The sequence below is a fragment of the Chitinophagales bacterium genome (assembly GCA_017303835.1).
In the GTDB taxonomy this organism is placed as follows: domain Bacteria; phylum Bacteroidota; class Bacteroidia; order Chitinophagales; family Chitinophagaceae; genus JAFLBI01.
This window is the reverse complement of record JAFLBI010000001.1, coordinates 843480-865771: the sequence shown is the minus strand read 5'-3', so window position 1 is coordinate 865771 and position 22292 is coordinate 843480. Positions and strand designations below refer to the sequence as shown.

Genomic DNA, 22292 nt, shown 5'->3' with positions numbered 1-22292 from the left:
AAAATCCGATCGCTTCCTTACCTTTGCCGTCCCAAAATTTGGGAGCAAAATTTAGCATCATGGCAAGAGTATGTCAAGTTACAGGTAAGAAGCCATTAAGCGGTCACCATGTTTCTCACTCAAACATCAAGACCAAGCGTCGTTTTTTACCCAATCTTCAGACCAAGCGTTTCTTTTTTGCTGAAGAAGATCGTTGGGTTACGCTGAAAGTTTCCGGTGAAGCTATCCGTACTATCAACAAGAACGGTCTGGCTACCGTGATTAAGCAAATGCGTGCTGAAGGCGTTAAAATTTAATTAACCAGTAAATTACCGATACAATGGCAAAGAAAGGTAACAGGGTTCAGGTGATTTTGGAATGTACCGAGCACAAGACTAGCGGTCAGCCGGGTACAAGCCGTTACATCACTGTTAAGAACAAGAAGAATACTCCTGAGCGTCTTGAGCTGAAGAAGTATAACCCTATTCTGAAGAAAGTGACTGTTCACAAAGAAATCAAGTAATCAGCATCGCTGACTCTATAAATTATTGAGATATGGCAAAAGCAGCATCTAAAAACGCGAAAATCAAGGACGCCAAGGCTTCTGCGGAAGCGAAGAACTGGACCAAAGTGATCAAGGCTGTACGTAGCCCCAAGACTGGTGCTTACACCTTCAAGGAGCAGATCGTACACAAGGATAAAGTGAAGGATTTCCTGGCTCAGAAGTAATGACTGGGTCTGAATAATATTGAAAGCTGTCCTGCTTACGGGATGGCTTTTTGTTTTTCCATCCACGCAAAAGCCGATTATGAGTTTTTTCAGCAAACTCTTTGGAAAGAAAGAAAAAGAAACGCTCGACCAAGGTCTTCAAAAGACCAAGGAAGGTTTTTTATCTAAGATAACCCGTGCCATTGCAGGTAAGAGCAGCATTGATGATGAAGTGCTCGATAACCTGGAAGAAGCACTGGTGAGTGCGGATGTGGGTATTGATACCACTGTACAAATCATCGAGCGTATCGAAAAGCGCGTGAAGCAGGATAAGTATCTCGGCACATCCGATCTCAACCGCATCCTAAGAGAAGAAATACAGCATGTATTGGTAGATGCTGATGACCAGTCTTACAAGAACTTTGATGTACCTGCAGCCAAAAAGCCATACGTGATTCTGGTCGTTGGCGTGAACGGTGTAGGTAAAACCACAACCATCGGTAAACTGGCCCACAACTATAAAAAAGCCGGATATGAGGTATTGCTTGGTGCTGCGGATACATTCCGCGCAGCTGCAGTAGATCAATTAACCATCTGGAGTGAAAGAACCGGCGTGCCCATCGTGAAACAAGCCATGGGTAGTGATCCCAGCGCTGTGGCTTTTGATACAGTGCAAAGTGCAGTAGCACGTGGTACCGATGTGGTGATTATTGATACTGCTGGCCGTTTGCACAACAAAGCCCATTTGATGGAAGAGTTGAGCAAAATTCGTCGCGTCATCAGCAAGGTATTACCTGATGCACCACATGAAGTAATGCTGGTATTAGATGGCTCTACAGGCCAGAATGCATTGGAACAAGCCAAACATTTTACCGCAGCTACTGATGTGAATGCGCTCACCATTACCAAACTGGATGGTACGGCTAAAGGTGGCGTAGTATTGGCCATTGCCAATCAGTTTAAGATTCCGGTTAAGTTTATTGGGGTAGGCGAGAAAATGGATGATCTGTTGATCTTCGATAAACAAGAATTTGTAGACAGTTTGTTTAAGCTGGATTAATTGTTTGACTAATTTATCATAGCATACAAAAGCGGCGAATAGCTGCTTTTTTTGTGCGTATGCATTAACGGTAAATCTACCCGAAACTTCTCTCTAAGAGTCTTGTACAGCATTGATAATCAGTACTTAATTTCCTTTTAATTGCTCTTAATGGCTTTTTAATTCGGCAGATGCCAAATGCCGAATAATTTGCACCCTGTTACGAAAAAATATCCAAGTCCAATAAATATCCAATTATGAAAGCCATTATTACGCTTATTTTCTTTTCCCTATCCGTTGTAGCATTTGCAGGTGGTGTATCTGGTGGTAAATCAGATGTGCCTACACAGCATTCTACCTATTCTTCTCAGCAATTGCTGAGCATGGCCACAAAAATGTCTGAGCAGCTGAAAGTTAAACTTGATCTGAGTACCTTCCAGAGAGATGCACTGAAGCGTTCTTTATACAGCTTTCTGCAAAAGAAATCAGCCATTGTTCCAATGATTCAAACCAATTATGCGGAATACACTTACCGTCATAACAGAATCATGAATGATTTCAGGAAAGAGATGGACTTCTTCTTTTATGAAGTTGATAAGAAGAATTTCCATGCGTTGAAGCCTGCGAGCTACGACCCATCAAATCCTTATTCTTATATCTTCTATTAAAAAGCATAGCGGATACCCAATCCGCCCCAACCTGCTTCAAAATAGTTGCCGCCAACGAAATTAAAAGAGGGCTGCCAGTCGAAACTAATATTCACTGGGGCCCCTTTGATTTTATAGTCCATACCCAGCACCCCATCCACACCCAGCGAAACTCCACCGGCTTTGCCCGGATTGTCTTTTACCCATTTGTCGTTCATATAGCCCAGATGTGCACCGCCGCCGATATACCATTTCATGCCTTCCACTGTTCGGATATCTCCGTAGATCTGATACAATGCTGTAAGTCTTGAGCCATAATCCCACATGTACAGTAAGCCTTCAACTGCTCTGTTCTCCTGAACAAAATGTTTGGCCGATAAAGCGGCAGGAAAAACCTTCATCCCAATAGCAGTTTTATAATCTGGCCCAAGATTTTGTGCCTGTACTTGTGCTATGCCTATCAGTAATGCTGCAGTGAAAACTAAGTATTTCATGTTCCGGGTTTTAGTGTTGTGTTAGAAATAATCCTGCCAAATAACAGTCTATTCCGTTAAGGAAATGTTGAGAATGCTTGCTGATTTTGATTTAGGTTTGTGACATGCATGATTTTACAAGTTTGGTAACAGATTTTGCCACGCATTTTAACAAAGCGCATTTTCCGGCAGCACCGGAAAGCCTTTATGCACCTTGTGATTACTTCCTAAGCTTAGGAGGAAAACGTGTTCGCCCAGTGATGTGTTTAATGGGGAATGAATTGTTTGATACCATTCAGCAGGATGCATATGCTGTTGCAACCGCAATCGAACTCTTCCACAATTTTACTTTGATCCACGATGATATCATGGATGCTGCACCCTTGCGCAGAGGAATGGAAACTGTACATATCAAATATGGCAGTAATACTGCTTTACTCAGTGGGGATGTGATGTTGATTCGTGCCTATGAACAATTGGCGCATATCAATCCCGCACTCTTACCACGCATCCTCCATTTATTCAATACAACTGCACGTGAAGTGTGTGAGGGACAACAACTGGATATGGATTTTGAGCAGCAGCAAAACGTTGCGCTGGATGCTTATATCAATATGATTACTTTAAAGACTTCGGTATTGCTAGCTGCGAGTTTGGAAATGGGCGCTATTATTGGTGGTGCCAGTGAAGGCAATTGCCGCCATCTCTATGAGTTTGGTAAAAACCTCGGTATTGCTTTTCAGATTCAGGATGATTATCTCGATGCGTTCGGCGACCCGGAGAAATTTGGTAAGGAACCCGGTGGCGATATCCGACAAAACAAAAAGACTTTTTTATTGATCCATGCATTGGAAACAGCTGATGCTGTGAATAAGGCAAAGCTCTTGCAATTGATGGAGGAAAATCCTGCTGATAAAGTGGCACAGGTGCTGGCTATTTTCCGTGCTTGTGGTGTGGATAGCTGGGCTAGGGATTTAAAACAGCAGTATGTGGACAAAGCAATGGATCATCTGGAAGCTGTAGCTGTTGTTGCCGCAAGAAAGCAGCCAATGAAAGAATTGGCCGCATTTCTGGTGCAGCGTACGCATTGATTAAATTCCACGAGGCAAATAGAATGGTTCGTCCTCTCTAGTCATTTTATGTGATTGAATTTTTTCTATGAATTCGTGCGATTCTACTATTTGTTTAATTCGTTCTGGTTCAAAATCTTGTATATGAAACTCTTTGTACATACTTGGGTTTCTTGAAAAAGCATTTAGTAGTTTTGAATCTATATTACGATTGAAGAAAGGGAATGAGTAGCCTATACATATTAAATAGTCGCTTTTTTTAACAACCTCAATAGCTTTTTCTATTAATAAGTCCCACTTACTATTTGATTCGTTTTCCCATGCGTATTTAATTTTTGAATAAATAGTTTCAGGGTATTTGCTGTGTTCATAATAATACTCAAGAATTATTTTTAAAAGCTCTTCTTCTGAAAGTTTACTTATACATTTATTGACTATGGGGGTTATGTCATTGTTATTTTTGTCTGATAAAGTAGCACTGCCGTTGATCTTAAATAAGTTAAATGGTATGTCATAAAGATTATTTGAAAGAGAGTTTGTGGAATTAACTACGTTTAGGATTTGTTTATTAAAATCATAATTCTCATTCATACTATAATTCGAGTATGCTATTTCAAATTGCGTGTCATAATTCCAACTTATGATATTGAAGTTTGCAATGAATTTATTGTGAGATGATAATAGTATTGAAGCAAAAAAAGTATCATATCTCTTTTCTTTCTGTTTTTTATTGGATTCGAAGTAGAAAAAAATCAATGTAATTAATAACTTAGTTTTTTCATATTTATCAATTTCATTTCTTATGAAAAGTTTCTTTGCATAAGTGTCAATGCTTTCATGATTGCCAATATTGTTAAGAAACTCTCTTAAATCAGTAATGAATTCTAATGATACATCTTGATATGATTTAGCAGTCTCATTATTCTTTATATACCCGAAAAATGATTTTGTATGAAATTCTAGAGCCTCGATAAGTCCTAATACTCCTTTATCGAATTTTTTTACAATTGGTATCTGATTAGCACTAGCGCCAGCACCTAGTAAATAAGTAATATTTTTTTTAGGCATAAAGCAATTATCATGATATTTACCCTAATATAAATTAAATTAATGTTTAACTCAATATTGCGTAAAAAATCCATCGATCGCATCATGGCAGAATCAGCTGCAGGTGAAAGCGATGGCCATGGTGGTGGCCTAAATAAAGTATTGGGTGTTCGCGACCTTACTTTCATGGGTATTGCCGCGGTGATTGGTGCAGGCATTTTCTCTACCATCGGTACGGCTGCGTTTAATGGCGGTCCCGGCATTGCATTGCTTTTCATCATTACGGCAGTCACCTGTGGTTTCTGTGCCCTGTGTTATGCAGAATTTGCCAGCAGGGTGCCCATCTCAGGTAGTGCTTATACCTATGCATATGTAAGTTTTGGTGAGTTGATTGCCTGGATTATTGGTTGGGCCTTGATATTGGAATATGCAATTGGTAATATTGTAGTAGCAATAAGTTGGAGCGGCTACTTCAATAATTTATTGAATGCGTTTGGCATTCATTTACCCGGCTGGTTATTGAAAGATCCTTTTTCGGCTGCCAAGAATTATGAAGAAGCACAAGCGGCTATTCAAGCTGGCACCCCCTTAACAGATACCATGAAAGAAGCGGTAGCTGCATGGGATGCTGCGCCCGTTATCGGTAACTGGCATTTCTTTGTTAACCTACCAGCTTTCATGATTGTCTGCCTCATTACCTGGTTGGCTTATGTAGGTATCCGGGAAAGTAAAAAGAGCACCAATTTCATGGTGATTTTCAAAATAGCTGTAATCATTTTCGTGATCATTCTCGGCGGTATGTATGTAGATACCACCAATTGGTCGCCATTCATGCCCAATGGCTTTACAGGTGTTTTAGCGGGTGTATCTGCTGTATTCTATGCCTATATTGGTTTTGATGCCATTTCTACAACGGCAGAAGAGTGTAAGAATCCGCAACGCGATTTGCCGCGTGGTATGATGTATTCACTCATCATTTGTACCATTCTCTATGTGTTGATCGCTTTGGTACTTACCGGAATGGTATCCTATACTGAATTAAAAGTGGATGATCCCTTGGCCTATGTATTTGAAAAACTCAACCTCAAATGGGCGGGCTATATCATTTCTGTGAGTGCAGTCGTAGCGACTACTTCTGTATTGTTGGTGTTTCAGTTAGGACAGCCAAGAATTTGGATGAGCATGAGCCGTGATGGATTATTGCCTAAGCGTTTTGGCAAAGTGCACAGAAAATTCAAGACACCTTCTTTCGCTACACTGATCAGCGGTGGAGCTGTGGCATTGTGTTCTCTGGTATTACCTAGCATGTTAATGACGGATTTAACCAGTATTGGTACGCTGTTCGCCTTTGTCTTAGTTTGCTTTGGTGTATTGGCTTTACCGGCTGAACGCCACGCAGGTAGTGGTAAGTTTAAATTGCCTTATATCAACGGACAATTCCTGATTCCAGCGATAGTAATTGGCTTCATTTTACTCTTCCGCGAGCGTGTGATGGGTGCTGTGAGCCATATCAGCAATGAAGGCTACCAAGAAATCCTATTCCTCATTTTTATAGCGATTGCGCTTTATGTTGCCTTCCGTGCTTTCCTGAAGAAGTCATCAGCTATTCCTGTGCTAGGCGCACTGTGTTGCTTATACCTCATGATTGAGATACCTGCAGTCAGCTGGCTCTGGTTCTTTGCCTGGATGGCCGTGGGCTTGAGTATTTATTTCTTGTACGGGCGTAAGCAAAGCAAGCTGGCCTGACGTAATTTCGCACCACTATGAAGTATGAAGTGGGCGACGATATCATTGTCTTGCACAGCAATGAGGAAGGTAAGGTAGTGGAGATCATCAACGAGAAAATGGTGATGATTGAAGTGCGCGGGGTGAAATTCCCGGCATATATGGACCAGATTGATTTCCCTTACTTCAAACGCTTTACTGAGAAGAAGCTGTTTGTGCCCAAGAAGGCGCCGAAAGTCTATGTAGATCAAGTACCTAAAGAGAAAGGTCAACCCAATAGCATTAAGGTGGCCGATGGTGTATGGCTCAGCCTGATTCCCAAATTTGCGCTTGACGATTTCAATGATGAAGTGGTAGAGTTGTTCAAGATTCACTTGGTGAATCGAACTGAGAAAGCCCTGAAGTTCCAATACACACAATCTTTCCTAGGTGATCCTGCTTTTGAACTCAGCAGTGAGGTTTTATCCTTCCATGATTTTTACTTGCATGATATCTCCTTCGGTGATTTCAGCGATAACCCTGTTTTCCGTTTTATATTTGAGATGGTAACGCCAGAAAAGGGTAAAGCCAAGTGGTTTGAAACCGAAACACGCATCAAAGCCAAGCAATTATTCAAGCGGATTGAAGAAATGAAGGAAGCCAATGAGCCCATGCTCAGTTATTCCTTATTCAAAGATTTTCCGGCTGAACAAGTTGAAGAGAAATTCGAATTAACCGGATTGGCTGCTAAAGGATTCAAAGTTTATGAAGCCAAAGAAGCCCGCAAGCATTTACCACCAGCTCGTTCGGTAATAGACCTGCATATGGAGAAACTAATGGACAATTGGCAAACTCTTTCTAATGTAGAGATACTCGGCATTCAATTGGCTGAGTTTGAGAAATATTATGAACTCGCTATTGCGCATCATCAGCCCAGCCTGATTGTGATTCATGGGGTAGGTACAGGTCGCTTACGCGATGAAATCCATGATTTATTGAAAGGCCGTAAAGAAGTACGCTATTTCGTAAATCAATACGACGCCCGTTTTGGCTATGGAGCTACGGAGATATTCTTTCAATATTGATTATTGTCAATTGTTTATTGGCTATTATCGATTGACAACACACGCTTTCCGCCTTAACTAGTCGAATAAATCCAACTTATGCTTACCCTCATAGGTGAAGGGCATGTTTACGAATACACCGGCTTTGCCCACCCTTGTGGTACCCTTTACCCGCATGGTTACTTCCTTGTTCAATAGAACCGTCATGGCGTTTTTATAGACGCCCCGCATATCCACCAACATACTGGAGGGGAGTGCAAATTCTGCCTTCTTGGGTACCCGCATCAGGGTGTCTAGCTGGTACCTGCCCAGGTACTGATCGTTCATAAAGACCTCGCAATCCACTTTTTTTATGTCCACCCGAAACTTATTTGGGTTGTAATAAACCAGCTCCATTTGGATCTTGGATTTGTCAAAGCCCAGCTTATCAACCTTGATATTCCGGACGTCCCGGTATTCGAACGACTTTGGTGCCGAGCAGGCAAGGGTAGTGCAGAGGCCAATCAAGAGTGTAATACGGGTAGTCCAATTCATGTTTCAAAGAAACCAATTCGTGCGCAAAACCCATCACCGCCAGTAGAAATTAACCATACCTTTGCGCTAAGCAGTTTAGTAGAGAGGTAGTCACTTTTTGAAATGGTACAAGCTAAAATAATTAGTCATGTATAATTAGTAATAAATCTATGTATATCAAATTATTAAGTTCAATATATTAAACTTTATATTTAAAAAATAATGGCTCAAGATTCAATTAGAAAGAGTCATAACAAGTGTTGTTAGTTTTCATGAATGATCAATATAAAATATCATCTTTATTAATTGAATGTCAGTATTTTGGAAATATTGATTCAATAATAAGTTTATTTAAATCAACACATGTAGAAATTGAACAATACGAAACCTATCCAAAAAGCAGTTTTCGCAACAGAATGGTCTTGGTTGGTGCCGCTGGTCCCATAGAAATGTCGGTACCCATTATTGGTGGGCGAAGCCAGAAAGCACTGAGTAAGGATGTTCGGATTGACCATACTAGCGCTTGGCAGAAAATCCATTGGCGCACGGTTTACTCCTGTTACAGTCGGGCCCCTTTTTATGAATATTATGCCGACTGGCTGGCGGGGTTCTACGAAAAGCGGTATGATTTCCTGCTGGACATGAACATGGATATTCTTCTTTGGCTGAAGAGCTTACTGAAATGCCAGACCCAGATTAGTCGAACCAATAGTTTTCAAGCGGAATATCCGAACACTGTTATAGATAGAAGGGATTACTGGCTCCCCAAGAACTACCGGGAAAGCGCTAGGACACCCGTCTATACCCAGGTCTTTTCAGACCGGATCGGGTTTGTACCCAATCTCAGTTTTTTGGACGCTTTGTGTTGTATTGGCGCACCGGGAATTAAGCAATGGTTGCAGGACAACAAAACCATCGGTTAAGGTATCTCTTCAATTTGTACAATTAACAAAATCAATCATGCCTCAAGCCTTTGACCGTTAAACGTTTGTGTTATATTGCGGTCTTAGGTCTCGGCTATTGACTACCCCCTTCATGAGGACATTACAACTGCTTGTGTTACTGCTGCTGATTGGCATGTTTGCCGAGGCTCAGGATTTTTCCAATAAGGGGAAAGAATTCTGGTTACCCTATGCAGGGCATATTGATAATTTGACTTCTCGAATGGCCTTGTATATCTCGGCCACAGAAAACACAACCGGTGAAGTCCAGTTGAATAATCAAATCATTCCTTTTTCTGTTACGGCTAATCAGGCTACTACGGTTCAAATAAACCCTGCACTATATGGGGTATATAATGCGCAAGCTGATGGTATAGGTGTAGGAACAGGTATTCGGGTTGTTTCACAAAAGCCGATTGTACTTTATGCGCATATTCTGAATGCAGCCAGATCGGGTTCTACTTTGGTATTGCCGGTTACTGTACTCGGTAAAGAGTATATTTCTTTGAATGCATTTCAAGCAACAAATCAGGGCCGAAGTCAGATTACAGTGGTTGCAACAGAAGATAATACAACCATTGAATTGAATTTGATCAGACAAAGCTCAGGTTCACCAACACGACCAGCCAACACACCTTATCAGATCAGTTTGAATAAAGGCGATGTGTATCAGGTGCAGTCAACACAGGATCTAACAGGTTCTACCATCAAGAGTATAGGTACATCATCTAGTTCATGTAAACCCATTGCGGTATTTACGGGTAGTACCTGGACAGCATTTGATTGCGCAGGTGCGAGTGGGGGTGATAACTTATATCAACAAGTATTTCCTTCCAAAGCATGGGGCAGAAATTATATCACGGCTCCTTTTGCAAACAGACAATCAGATGTATATCGCATCATTGTTAAAGACCCAACAACCCAGGTTACATTAAACGGTACAGTGTTGAATCCTGCAACGCTAACCAATAATACCTTTTATGAGTTCAAGAACAGTACACCAAATGTGATCAGTTCAGACAAGCCGATTCTGGTGGTACAGTATATGACTTCTCAGACCTGTGATACCAGAAATCCTAATAACTGCGGTGGAAGCTGTCCTTATCCAGGTGATCCAGAGATTGTGACCATAAACCCATTAGAACAGACCATCAATAATGTGTCGGTAATCTCGGCCAGAAACAACCTTACACCGCCCAATACCAATATCTCAAAGCATTACTTAAACATCTTAATGAAGACTGCTGATATTGGTTCGCTCAAGATTGATAATGCTGCACCAACAGCTAACTGGGTACCTATTCCAAACTCCGTTTATTCTTATTTGCAGGAAGATGTTACCAGCAGCACAAATGCAAACCCAAGCCACAATATCCAGGCTGACAGTGGGTTTATTGCCATTGCCTATGGTATGGGTAATGTGGAAAGCTATGGCTATAACGCAGGTACCAATATCATTGATCTGAATCCACCTGTGAAAGTGCAGAATGAATTTGGCGATGCTTCCGTGAATTTCTCTGCTACTTGTGTGAACTCTCCATTTCGTGTAAATCTTTCGCTTACGTATGAGCCAACACAGATAGTAATTGATTTTCTGGGTACCACCAATCTTTCTGCGGGCAATAATAAAATCACGATATCACCAACAAGGGCAGACTCCACTTATATCAGTAACGGTAAAACATATTATTATTACAAGGGGCCAGAAGTATATCGCTTCAATGGAGCGGGTACTTATCCTGTAAAAATTACCACAACCACCAATGTGCCGCAATCAGATGGGTGTAGCAGTACCAATGAGCAAGAGATTACAGATAATGTTGTTGTGAATGAAGCGCCCGTTGCTGATGTGGATGTAAGCTCTACCGGTTGCCGAACGGATGCCATCAGCTTCACAGATAAATCAGATGGAAAGGGTAGACCTATTCTTCGCTGGTTATGGGATTTCAGTGATGGAACCACATCCACACAACAAAATCCTTCCAAGACTTTTGCAGCATCCGGTAACTATACAGCTAAGCTTACTGCTATTACCGACTACGGTTGTATTGGTGAAATCACCAAGAATATTGCTTTATCAGATAAAGCCACCCCTGCGTTTTCTATTCCTGATACTACTTGTGTGGGCAATAGTTTTACGTTTAAAAATTTGAGTACAGCGCCATCTGGTACAACCATGAATAAATGGTCATGGGTTTTGGATACAGTTGCAACTAAGATCAATACGACTAATGAGGATGTAGTACAGCAGTTTGTGAAAACAGGTAAGTATCAGATCAAACTCATGGTAGAAACATCTGTAGGTTGTAAGAGTGATACATTGGTGAAAGAATTGAATGTGCGTCCTTATCCGCAAATAGGATTGGTGTTGCCCGATTTTTGTTTAGCAGAAGGCGCTGCTCGTTTCAGCGATACCAGTAAAATTGAAGATGGTACAGAAACTGATTTCAAATACGAATGGAGATTCAATCTCAATAATACCACACCTGCACCTAACATTCTTAGCTCAACAAGCAAGAACCCAAATGTTACTTACTTCAATGTGGGGGTCTATCGTACACAACTAAAACTGGTGTCTAAATTTGGTTGTATTGATTCTGCTGCAGGCGATTTTACAGTGAACGGATCGCGCCCAAGAGCAGACTTTGTGGTACTTCGTTCAGATAGTATTTGTAGCAATGTGAATGCACAGATCAAGCACACTTCTACAGTTGACTTTGGTAATATCACCAGAACAGAATTGATCTGGAACTTGGTTGATTCTGCTGCATTCAGGGTTCAGGATGATAATCCTGCAACTGATAAACTTTATCAAAAACTATACACCAATTTCCAGCAACCTGCATCCAAAACTTTCCAGGTAAGATTGATCGCCTATTCAGGCAATGCTTCCGTTTGCCGGGATAGTGTGGTGAAAGTGGTTACCGTGAACCAAAGTCCCAAAGTAGGCTTCTCTCGCATGCCCGGTATTTGTTTGGATGCAGCACCCAGACAAATCACCCAAGCCACTGAGCAGGGTAGTGTGCCCGGCACATTTGCATACACTGGTAAGGGCGTGAATGCAACAGGACTATTCGATCCCAAAGTTTCAGATACAGGAACTTATCCAATTCAATTCCGATATCAAACTGCGCTTGGTTGTGCAGATTCAGCAACCATGCCTATCACCGTTTGGCCATCGCCTAAAGCCAAGTTTGGTGTAACTGCACCTTTGTGTGAAAAGAACAATATTCTCTTCAGCGATTCATCCAAAGCCAATTACAGCAAAATCGTTCGCTGGGATTGGGATTTCCGTGACGGTGATACTCGCCAACGCAGTGATAGTATTTCTTTTAATAAACGTTATGATACTGCCGGCTTGTACCGCGTTATTCTTCGTGTAACAACTGATAGCGGTTGTGTTAGTCCGAATGATACCATGCCTGTTCGTGTTACGCACCTGCCTTTGGTAAACTTCACTATGCCCGATGGAATTTGTCTGCCAGATGGTCGTGGTGTATTTACGAGCACATCAATCATCCCTGATGGTTCAGAAGCATTGTTCAGTTATCGCTGGAACTTTGGAGACCCCAATGATCCCACCCCGGGTTTGCTTGCACAGATGACACATCGTTACTCCTCACTCGGTAATAAAACTGTGCAGCTGAAAGTTACCAGCAAGGATGGATGTATTGATTCCTTAAGTAAAGTTTATACCAATATCTATCCTCAGCCCAAAGCTGATTTCATTGGTTTACCTGATTCTGTTTGTATCAATAGCACTGCACAATTAACAGATACCAGCGATGGCAAGACCAGTCCGCCAGAACGCTGGGTATGGAATCTGGCAAACGGACAAACTTCCACGCTGAAGAATCCGATCAAGAATTTTACAGATAGTGGTCGCTACAATGTCACGTTGCACATCTTTAATGCACAAGGTTGTGTCAGTGATACCATCAGCAAATCATTTGAAGTATTTCCTTATCCTGTTTTGAATATTGGCAGTAGAAGACGTGTGGTATTGGAAGGCGATAGTATCCGCATCAATCCAACCAGTTTCTTTGCACGTAATCCGCAATTCCTCTGGACGCCGTCTACTTATCTGCGTAATCCTACAGATTCTGCACCATATAGTCAGCCTGCTGATAATATCCGTTACTATGTACAGTTAACCGGTACGGGTGGTTGTGCGGTGAAAGATTCTGTTGACATAAGAGTGCTGCTTACGCCGAAAGTGCCGAATGCATTTTCACCCAACGGTGATGGTGTAAATGATACTTGGGTGATCAAGTATTTGGAAGATTATCCCAACTCGAAAGTAGATATCTACAATCGCTACGGTCAGTTGGTCTATCATTCTGAAGGCTATGTAAACGGTAGAGGATGGGATGGTACCACCAATGGTAAACCATTGCCGATTGGTACCTACTATTATGTGATTCAACCCGGCAGTGGTCGAAAACCCATTTCAGGATCTATTACGATTATTCGATGAAGTTGCGTCAGTCATATCGCATCTTGATTTGTTGCTGTACAATCTTGGCAGCAATGCAGCTCTTTGCACAACAAAGACCATACTACTCGCAATACATCCTAAACAACTATATCATCAATCCTGCAGTGGCCGGTATTGAAAACTATACCGATATCAAGCTCAGCCATAGAAGGCAATGGACGGGTATTGCAGATGCACCGGTAACCACCTACCTTACCATGCATGCGCCACTGAGTAAGGATGATTATGGTCGCGAAACGGTGAATACTTTTTATCCTTACGGTGAGAATCCTTTGGGTAAAGCCAATTGGCGCGATTACAATAACAATGAACCACACCACGGAGTAGGTCTTACATTTTTGAATGATGTAACTGGTCCGCTCAGCAGAATTGCTTTGCAGGGTACTTATGCATACCACATGTCTGTTGCACCGGGCATGATGCTCTCCGGCGGCGTGTCAGTTGGTTTTACGCAGTTAAGATTAGATGCGAGCAAATTGAATTTTGGCGAAGTGAATCTTGATCCCGCTGTCAGCAGTAGTGGTATCCTCAACAGAATGCGCCCAGATGTGAGCGCCGGTTTCTGGTTATACACTTCTCGTTTTTTCGCAGGACTTTCTGTGCAGCAACTCGTGCCACAGCAAGTGGCATTCTCAGATAATAATGTGTACCTGCAAAATAGTCGCTTATTGCCCCATACTTTTTTGTCATTCGGTTATCGATTCACTATCACAGATGAGGTTACGATGTTGCCATCTGCACAAGTGCGTTATATCTCGCCACTGCCCATTGGTGTTGACCTCAACGTGAAATTCCGTTACCTCGATCAATTGTGGGTGGGTGCTTCATATCGCCACAAAGAGGGTGGTGCAGCCATGGCCGGTATCAAACTCAATACCAGCTGGCATCTGGGATATGCGTACGAAATGGCTACCAATAGCACACTGAATACCTTCTCACGCGGTAGTCACGAACTCACTATCGGTTTCTTATTGGGCAATAAAGTACTGGATTGGACACCACGCAATGTGTGGTAATTACTGAATCCTTCTATGTATCAGGCTCTCGGGTATAATGCGCTCACGCAATAAAAGATTACGGTTGCGTAAAATATTTTCCAGGCTTTGTATGTCAAAACCTTCAGGTAAAATAACTTGATTGTTACTGTCAAACTGAATACCGGTACGTTTCAAGATATTGGCGATCAACCATAGTTTTTCTTGTTCACTCAATTGCTTGTCCTGTTTCAATTGCTTCAACAAATCTGCAGCAGCAACTAGTTTCTCTTTCATCACTTGTCGTAAGACTTGTTTCTCAGTAGGACTTGCCACTTGTTTCAGCAGGGGATTGCCTTCTATCAGGATGCGTTCTTCAACTACAGGCTGCTCCAAATCGCTCCAGGTCTTCAATGTTTTTAAAGCCTGATTTGTATTGGTTACTATGGTTTCCTCAATCAATACTTCTTTTTTGATGCTGCTCTTTCTTGGTTGCGGCTTCAATGCTTGAATACGGTTGGTTTTTGCTAAGACCGGTTTAGGCAAAGCATGCAATTTTGTATTGGATGTTTTAGGCTTGCGTTTACTGAGTCTTTTTTCCTGTGCAGTTTTGGCTGAGAAAAATAAGAGCAAAGCCAGTGCACCTAAACCAAATACTACGATGATGATCCGGCTTGCAGAAGTTTGCATCACCTGCATCGGTTCCAACATATAGGCAATGCGTTTGCGCAAACCATCCTTACTGCCGGTAGCTGCCATGGCCAGGCGATGTTGCTGTTGCAATTGTGCCATACGAAACAAAGCACCCGCATACACACCGGTTTCTTGCCTACTGCGTACTGCATCATCGCAACTAATCTCTCGGTACAAAATGGTTTCTTCGTGCAGCAACCAGATAAAAGGATTGAAGCACAACAGTGCACGGCTCAACACCAATGCATGGTTCACCAGATAATCATAGCGACGAATATGTACCAACTCATGTAAGAGCAGGGCTTCCAGTTCATTGGGTGTTAGTTGATTGATAGCCGCCAGAGGTAAGATGATTATGGGCTTGATCCAGCCAACAGTGAGCGGACTCTCCACAACATCACTCACACGCAATTCAATCTTTCTGTTGAGTTGCAGCAATGACTGTTGTTGTTGTAATTGATGTAGTAATACTCCATCAGCAGGCAATCCACTGCGCATCAGTTTACGAACAGCTGTTAAACCCAGCATCCATTGCATCAGTTGAATACCCAATGCCAGAATATAAAGTAGGAGTAATGCTTCTGCTAAAAACGGATTGCTTCGAATAAATTGGTTGAGGTTGAAAACACCAATGGCATTGTTCACTATTGCTGTATCATCTCGGACAAAGTAGCTGGCACCAATCACCAAAGCCCCTGCAGCCAATAACTGCAGCGCAGTATTTACGAAATAGATTTGTGTTGCTGTGAAGCGAATGCATTTACGCAGCACCTGCCAGGTTAACCAGACAAAGCCGGTCCACAACACATGTTGCAGGAATAATACTATCCAGACTGGGCCATTCGCCGAGAGCATCAGGACTTGCTTTTGAGTTGTTGTATCATGGCTTCAATCGCATCCAGTTCTTCCTTGCTGGCAGATTGATTACCCAATGCCTGCATCACCAATTGTGAAGCAGAACCATTGAAGAGGTTGCGGATCATTTTATTTACCAGCTGCTGCTGGGTATCTTCCTTGCTCACATTGGCCGTATAAATATGGGTCTTGCTGCTATCATTTCGCAACACCAATCCCTTTTCAAACATAATCTGCATCAGTTTCAGGGTAGTGGTATAGCCAACATCCTTGTGGGCCGTGAGCACTTCATGTACTTCACGAACAGTAGCATCTCCCTTTTCCCACAATACCTGGAGAATCTCTAACTCGCTTTCTGTTGGTTTAATTGGCGCCTGATGGGTCATATTACGATATTATTCGTAAGCAATTTAGGCCATCGGTTCTAAAGAAAAAGCAAAAATCAGTCGGCCACTTGTATGCTGGTGCGAACAGCCACTTTGGCGATGGTCTTCAGCTTGAGTTCCTCATGCTGCACGTAGATATGTCGCATGGGCAAAAAGCCCTTGAGGGAATCGGTAATGCCTACAAAACAACCATAGGGCTTGCTACTATCCGGTTGTATAGCAATCAGGGGCAGGGCATTCAATACAGGTACGGCAAAACTATCCACCACATGCAGCACTTTATACTGCACAACCAGCTTATAAACCGCCGTTCTTTTGGTCTCAAAAGCTTTCACCGCAAATACAAATCCGTTCAGGTCATTGGCAATGGGTTTGCTGTATTTTGCCACAGGATCGGCGCTGGGATTTTCTCGAAATTCAGGTATTGCAGGCGTTTGGGCATCCGGTTTTGACGCTTCTATTTCCTGTTCAGCTGGTGCACAGGCGAAGAACAGCATGGTTGCAAAAATGATAAGTGCTTGTTTCATAGTGATTTAGGGATGATTAAAGCTACTAATTCTTTTCGGCCAATGCAGGGGTATTGAGTTACCTTTGCAAAAAAATAGTAGTATTCATGACAGTATTTAGCGAGTTGGGTTTATCTGAGGAGTTGATTAAAGCGACGGAAGCATTAGGTTTCAAGAATCCCACCACCATACAAGAGAAAGCCATTCCGGTTTTAATTAGTGGCACAAAGGACTTTATTGGTTTGGCCCAGACCGGAACAGGTAAGACAGCAGCATTTGGTTTACCCCTGCTGCAATTAATCGATCGTCAGGCAAGACATGCCCAGGCATTGATCGTTTGCCCTACCAGAGAACTTTGTCTCCAGATCGTGACCGAGATGGAGCATTTCAAGAAATTTCTTCCCGGGGTGCATATTACTGCCGTTTACGGAGGTGCATCCATTGGTATGCAGATCAAAGACCTGAGAAGAGGTTCACAAATAGTAGTAGCCACACCCGGTCGTTTGATTGATTTGATTGAGCGCAAAGCCATCGACCTGCAGCAGATCCATTATGTGGTGCTGGATGAAGCCGATGAAATGCTCAACATGGGTTTTCAGGAAGACATTGAATTCATTTTACAGAATACCCCCAAGCGTGAAAGCACTTGGTTGTTTAGCGCCACGATGCCAACGGAAATCCGCAAAGTGAGCAAGCGCTACATGAAGGAGCCTTTTGAAGTAACAGTGGGTAAGGTAAACACCGGTAATAAGAATATCGACCACCAATTCTATGTGGTGAATGCGCATCATCGTTACGAGGCTTTGAAGCGTTTGATTGATTTCAACCCCGGTATCTATGGTATCATTTTTACCAGAACCAAATTAGATGCACAGGAAATTGCTGAGAAGTTGACCCGTGAGGGCTATGATATTGATGCCTTACACGGAGATCTTACCCAGCCTCAGCGTGATAAAGTAATGGGACAGTTCCGCGATAAGAGTCTACAGTTGCTGATTGCTACCGATGTGGCTGCCCGCGGTATTGATGTGCAGGGTATTACTCACGTAATCAATTACGAATTACCAGATGATGTAGAAGTGTACACGCACAGAAGTGGCCGTACCGGTCGCGCCGGAAATACCGGTATCTGTATGTCTATTCTGCATGCCCGTGAATTGTATAAGATTCGTTTGATTGAAAAGACCATGCAGGTGCAGTTTCACAAGTTGGAAATTCCTGCCGGTAAAGATGTTTGTCGTAAGCAGTTCTTCCACCACATGGATCGTTTGCAACAGGCTGATATCAGCAATAGCAATTACGAAACCTATCTGCCCATGTTGGCCGAAAAATTTGCCGACATGAGTAAGGAAGAAGTGCTGCAGCGTGTAGCGGCTTTGGAGTTCGACCGCTTTTTGAAATATTATGAAAATGCAGAAGACCTGAACCCACGCAAAGACCAGCGTGAGCGTGGTAGTGAACGCAGACAGCAGGAGCGTGGCGCACCCGATCAGGGTCGTCGTAAAGATCCCAATGGTCGCAAGAAGTTTGACGAGAGCGGCAATTTCACCAAGCTCTTTGTAAACCTCGGTACCAAGGATGGTTTTTACAAAGCCAGTTTCTTACAGTTTATTCTAGACATGAGCGACCTGCGCAAAGATGTGCTGGGCCGTATTGATATGAAGGAAATGAATAGCTGGGTAGAAGTGGACGCGAAATCTGCTAAGCAGATGATACGCGCCATTGACGGCAAGAACTACCGAGGCAGAAAGATTCGCATGAATGAAGCGAATAGTCGTTAAGAAGGAGAAAGTTAGAATGTAGAAGCTAGAAGTTAGAAGTTAGATGTTAGCTTTTATTGAATAGAAAAGGCCTGAGTATTTTACTTGGGCTTTTTTAATTAAAATATTATTATTCCTGATTATGTGTAAAGTATCTTGGATATACAAATATTAAAGCATAATAATCAAATCTCTATTCACTCTCTGTGTGATTTTTTTTAAAATGTTTGATATGATTCAATAATAAGTTTGTTTTAGCATTCTTATCAGGTTTCGTGTGAGGTGGTAAAGTTGTTGTTGTTCTTTTAAGAAATCGAACAGTATCGGCCTTTACTTCTACATACAAAAAGCTTGCTTCATATTTTGAATACGCAGTTCCATATCTAATCAAATCTCCAGATTTAGAGGGCCTTACACTTTTATCTTCAGTATCCCATGTGCCCTTAAGTGGAAAAAAATTATAACCAAGAGTTTCTAGTGCAAATAAAACATCATCCGCAGTTAACTTGAAACCCAAATGCTTTATAAAAACTTTATTGAGTGTAGTATGGATATATTCAAATTCATTAGCTGGATTTTTTCGTTTATGACCGGTTTTAGGTAAGAAAGTAATTAGAAACTCTTCTAAAACATATTGTTGTTTGCTATTCAGTTTTGATTTAATCTGTCTTTTTTTATTCATTTTGTATATCCATTTACAACTACGTATGAATGAAGTCTGAAACATGAAAAAATGATGGATTTGCTAGATCAGAATTGCACTTTAAAGCTTTTAACTGTCTTCAGCATCATATTAATTACTAGTTAAAACAGGAAGTTTAAGTTGAAGAACTCATAACAAGTTGTAGGTTTTAATAATATATTTTTTGAAGTAAATATTCAATATTGAATTATCAAAATAATATGCTTCAAACTATAGTTGAGTTTTACTATGAAAATAGTTTATGCTTTGTTATGTAAATATTTTCTGAAAAAATCATGACTTCCTGCCCTTTTTTGGTTTCTTTTCCTGCACTATAAGAAAGCTTAAATTGCTTTTGCCTAAAGTTTGAGTACAAATCTTTTATTGGATTAACATCGTCATAAGTTACTATCCACTTTTGAGTTTTGATTTTTGAGATTTCGTCAGCAATTTTCTTATGGTCTTTATCTACATAGTAATTTAAATACAAATCTTTTCCTTTTACATAGTATGGAGGATCAAAGTAGAAAAGTGTATTTTTTGATAGAGATTTTTTAAATGATTTCACTAACTCAACAGCGTCTGAATTGTAGACTTCGATTTTATCTTTATATAATGCAATTCTCTCAATTCTATCAATAAGCTCTTTTTTATTATACCTTGCATCCATCTTCCAAAAACCAGATTGCTTTCTTCCTCCAATAATGCCAGCGTTTAAAATTCCTGACCTATTAGTTCTGTTTAAAAAAAATGTAGAAAATCCTACTTTAAGGTAACCGAAACGATGTTTGTTTCTTTGTATACATTTTTGAATTTCCCAATTATCAACGTTGACAGGGGTGTCATGTATAAGTTTACACAATTTTTCTGTATCAAATAATACCGAATGCCAAAAAGAGTAAATCGATTTATCTATATCATTGATGATAATTTTTGAGACATACTCATTGAAGAGTAGTGAAAGAGCTACTGATGCCCCTCCCGCATAGGGCTCAACATATGTGCCACCATAAAGTAGATTGTCTTTGTAAATTTGTTTAAAGTAGTCAGCTACTTTTCCTTTGCCACCAGGGTACCTCAATGGAGAATAGAAGTGCATACTTATTTAATGTTTAACCAAATTGCCTCAATAAATGATTGGATATTATCCCAAGTGATAATCAAATTTTTCTCTTTAGGAGCAAATTTATTATTATGTACATAAGCGTGCCATGTATCTATACCCATAATATCATTTTTGTCTTTTATTTCACTTTTAATTCCTTTACATATTGCGGCATCGGCAAATTTTTTAGACTCCATATGATTTGCGACAACATTTATCTTTTGTTGAAAATCCATTCCTGACTTAGCCGCAGATGGTGTAGAAATCAAGCTATGTTCTTCTAGGTAACTGTCAATACTTAGTTCTACAAATACACGTAGTGAAATAGCGGCAGCATTTGTAAATTTTATTATATCAAGTTTAATTAACTCATGGTATATAGCATTTACTTTTGGCTTGCTAATCCTAAGGCTGCATGATTTTGGAATTAGTGTCTTCCTATGTTTTGGATTTGGTTTAGGTTTAGTCTGTGTTTGTTTTGGATTAGTTGTATTTGAATTATTAAATTGCCAAGGCTTATCTGCTGTTTTTGAAGTATCTGGTTTATGTGATTTGGGAATTTTACTTATGTAGTCTGTACGATCTTCTTTAGTGTAAATCCTTTTTACATTAAATTTTGGATCTAATAAGTCTTTTGCTATAAACGTTAATCCTTTTACGACCTCTTTTTCTTCAATATTTGATTGGATTACCCCGTTATTGATTTCTATTCCTAAAAAATTTCTAACTGAAGGATCAGATATTAGTCTTTCAAAATTAGAAACTTTGAGTGTTTTAAGATTAGATTTTACTTCTGTGGGAACATTAGGAGATTTTTCTAGGAGTTTAATCGCTTGTAGTGAAATTGAAGATTTCCCTTCCACTTTTTCTTCAAATCTGTCTATTTGATGTGCTGTCCAAGTCACTGTGCCTATGCCGTCAAGTTGGCCTGCATGTTTTAGCTTAATCCATTTATCTGCTTCAGCTGGATTATCGTAAACTGTACATTCAATAGATTTAGGAATAGCTTTTTTATTATCGTCATGTAATTTCTTGAATTTTCGTTTAAGACCGATATGATGGTTCGAATCGATCAGATCAGGATTACTTAAAAGTTTAAGAGAAACAGTTCTTCGATTTCCTTCTACAACGTTAAATTTGGTTTTATCATGACTTGATGACACTACCTGTATTTTGTCATTTGGGTTTAAGCCATTGTATACTATGTGTTCAGCTAACTTGTATATTTTTTCACCCTGATCATCAATCATCATGTCTATTGCTTCTTTTTGGCTTGCTACTGGCTCGAATCGGTAATTTTCAGTATTAATTTGCAAATCAATTAAGTTGATTATTTGTGTTTTTGCCATAATCTTATTAGATATTTTTTGTTGATATTATTGAGTCCTTAATCAAATTGTATTCTTTTCAAATCTAACTAACCTAATCCAATAATTCAACCCGTTAAACAACGGTATTTTAATGGGAAATTTCCCATTTTAAAGTGGGAGATTTCCCGTTGAAGGAATAACTTATAGCTGATAGCTAATGGGGGGGTAGCTCTTGGTTGTTAGGTCTGCTAATTAAGAATGAGTAATTAAAAATTAAGAATTGAAGCTAGCTACTAGCTACTAACTTCTGGCTGCTCAGCTCACAGAACTAATAAAAT

21 protein-coding genes are annotated in these 22292 nt (G+C 40.7%); 12 read left to right on the top strand and 9 right to left on the bottom strand.

The window, feature by feature from the left end:
• The first annotated feature begins 59 nt into the window (after positions 1-59).
• The 5 genes from rpmB (at position 60) to J0L83_03900 (ending at position 2394) form a co-directional block, all read left to right on the top strand.
• Positions 60-296 carry a 50S ribosomal protein L28 gene (rpmB, locus tag J0L83_03920; GenBank protein MBN8663693.1) on the top strand — a complete coding sequence of 79 codons (237 nt, stop codon included), beginning with the start codon at positions 60-62 and terminating at the stop codon, positions 294-296.
• Between the two features lie 23 nt (positions 297-319).
• Positions 320-502 (top strand): 50S ribosomal protein L33, encoded by a 183-nt coding sequence (gene rpmG / locus J0L83_03915; protein ID MBN8663692.1) that lies wholly within the window; start codon positions 320-322, stop codon positions 500-502.
• Between the two features lie 32 nt (positions 503-534).
• Positions 535-708, top strand: a complete 174-nt coding sequence (locus tag J0L83_03910) for a DUF4295 domain-containing protein (protein ID MBN8663691.1) — start codon at positions 535-537, stop codon at positions 706-708.
• A 79-nt stretch (positions 709-787) separates the two neighbouring features.
• Positions 788-1747 carry a signal recognition particle-docking protein FtsY gene (gene ftsY / locus J0L83_03905; GenBank protein ID MBN8663690.1) on the top strand — a complete coding sequence of 320 codons (960 nt, stop codon included), beginning with the start codon at positions 788-790 and terminating at the stop codon, positions 1745-1747.
• A 236-nt stretch (positions 1748-1983) separates the two neighbouring features.
• Positions 1984-2394: a hypothetical protein gene (locus J0L83_03900; GenBank protein MBN8663689.1), complete on the top strand. Its 411-nt coding sequence runs from the start codon at positions 1984-1986 to the stop codon at positions 2392-2394.
• Here J0L83_03900 and J0L83_03895 read toward each other — a convergent pair.
• Positions 2391-2867 (bottom strand): hypothetical protein, encoded by a 477-nt coding sequence (locus tag J0L83_03895; protein ID MBN8663688.1) that lies wholly within the window; start codon positions 2865-2867, stop codon positions 2391-2393. The genes J0L83_03900 and J0L83_03895 overlap by 4 nt on opposite strands.
• A 104-nt stretch (positions 2868-2971) precedes the next feature.
• Between J0L83_03895 and J0L83_03890 the strand changes: the two genes are divergently transcribed.
• A complete protein-coding gene (locus J0L83_03890; protein ID MBN8663687.1) occupies positions 2972-3937 on the top strand; it encodes a polyprenyl synthetase family protein in 966 nt (321 codons plus the stop codon).
• Here J0L83_03890 and J0L83_03885 read toward each other — a convergent pair whose 3' ends face one another.
• Positions 3938-4984: a hypothetical protein gene (locus tag J0L83_03885; GenBank protein ID MBN8663686.1), complete on the bottom strand. Its 1047-nt coding sequence runs from the start codon at positions 4982-4984 to the stop codon at positions 3938-3940. It lies immediately after the preceding gene.
• Positions 4985-5026: 42 nt separating this feature from the next.
• Between J0L83_03885 and J0L83_03880 the strand changes: the two genes are divergently transcribed.
• Positions 5027-6709 (top strand): amino acid permease, encoded by a 1683-nt coding sequence (locus J0L83_03880; GenBank protein ID MBN8663685.1) that lies wholly within the window; start codon positions 5027-5029, stop codon positions 6707-6709.
• A gap of 17 nt (positions 6710-6726) precedes the next feature.
• Complete coding sequence (locus J0L83_03875) at positions 6727-7752, top strand: Smr/MutS family protein (GenBank protein MBN8663684.1); 1026 nt, start codon at positions 6727-6729, stop codon at positions 7750-7752.
• 57 nt (positions 7753-7809) lie between these two features.
• Here J0L83_03875 and J0L83_03870 read toward each other — a convergent pair whose 3' ends face one another.
• Entirely contained in the window at positions 7810-8265 is a 456-nt protein-coding gene (locus J0L83_03870; protein MBN8663683.1) for an LEA type 2 family protein, read from the bottom strand.
• Positions 8266-8516: 251 nt separating this feature from the next.
• Here J0L83_03870 and J0L83_03865 point away from each other — a divergent pair, with 251 nt between their 5' ends.
• From J0L83_03865 to J0L83_03855, 3 genes are all read left to right on the top strand, one after another.
• Positions 8517-9167 (top strand): WbqC family protein, encoded by a 651-nt coding sequence (locus tag J0L83_03865; protein ID MBN8663682.1) that lies wholly within the window; start codon positions 8517-8519, stop codon positions 9165-9167.
• Positions 9168-9279: 112 nt separating this feature from the next.
• The gene (locus J0L83_03860) at positions 9280-13662 is read left to right on the top strand and encodes a gliding motility-associated C-terminal domain-containing protein (protein MBN8663681.1); all 4383 of its coding nucleotides are present in this window, start codon (positions 9280-9282) and stop codon (positions 13660-13662) included.
• A complete protein-coding gene (locus J0L83_03855) occupies positions 13659-14699 on the top strand; it encodes a type IX secretion system membrane protein PorP/SprF (protein MBN8663680.1) in 1041 nt (346 codons plus the stop codon). Before J0L83_03860 ends, J0L83_03855 begins: the two co-directional genes overlap by 4 nt.
• On the opposite strand, the gene J0L83_03850 is transcribed toward J0L83_03855, so the two are convergent.
• From J0L83_03850 to J0L83_03840, 3 genes are read right to left on the bottom strand one after another with little or no spacing between them, the layout of a single operon-like run.
• Positions 14700-16205 carry a M56 family metallopeptidase gene (locus J0L83_03850; GenBank protein ID MBN8663679.1) on the bottom strand — a complete coding sequence of 502 codons (1506 nt, stop codon included), beginning with the start codon at positions 16203-16205 and terminating at the stop codon, positions 14700-14702. It lies immediately after the preceding gene.
• Entirely contained in the window at positions 16205-16591 is a 387-nt protein-coding gene (locus tag J0L83_03845) for a BlaI/MecI/CopY family transcriptional regulator (GenBank protein MBN8663678.1), read from the bottom strand. The genes J0L83_03850 and J0L83_03845 overlap by 1 nt, the downstream gene beginning before the upstream one ends.
• Before the next feature lie 56 nt (positions 16592-16647).
• Positions 16648-17118 carry a hypothetical protein gene (locus tag J0L83_03840; protein MBN8663677.1) on the bottom strand — a complete coding sequence of 157 codons (471 nt, stop codon included), beginning with the start codon at positions 17116-17118 and terminating at the stop codon, positions 16648-16650.
• A gap of 86 nt (positions 17119-17204) precedes the next feature.
• On the opposite strand from J0L83_03840, the gene J0L83_03835 reads away from it, so the two are divergent.
• The gene (locus J0L83_03835) at positions 17205-18878 is read left to right on the top strand and encodes a DEAD/DEAH box helicase (GenBank protein ID MBN8663676.1); all 1674 of its coding nucleotides are present in this window, start codon (positions 17205-17207) and stop codon (positions 18876-18878) included.
• A 172-nt stretch (positions 18879-19050) separates the two neighbouring features.
• Here J0L83_03835 and J0L83_03830 read toward each other — a convergent pair whose 3' ends face one another.
• The 3 genes from J0L83_03830 to J0L83_03820 form a co-directional block, all read right to left on the bottom strand.
• Complete coding sequence (locus J0L83_03830) at positions 19051-19539, bottom strand: hypothetical protein (protein MBN8663675.1); 489 nt, start codon at positions 19537-19539, stop codon at positions 19051-19053.
• Positions 19540-19786: 247 nt separating this feature from the next.
• On the bottom strand, positions 19787-20638 hold the full coding sequence (locus J0L83_03825; GenBank protein ID MBN8663674.1) for a DNA adenine methylase: 852 nt from the start codon (positions 20636-20638) through the stop codon (positions 19787-19789).
• A 2-nt stretch (positions 20639-20640) separates the two neighbouring features.
• Positions 20641-21993, bottom strand: a complete 1353-nt coding sequence (locus tag J0L83_03820) for a hypothetical protein (GenBank protein ID MBN8663673.1) — start codon at positions 21991-21993, stop codon at positions 20641-20643.
• Positions 21994-22292: the final 299 nt, after the last annotated feature.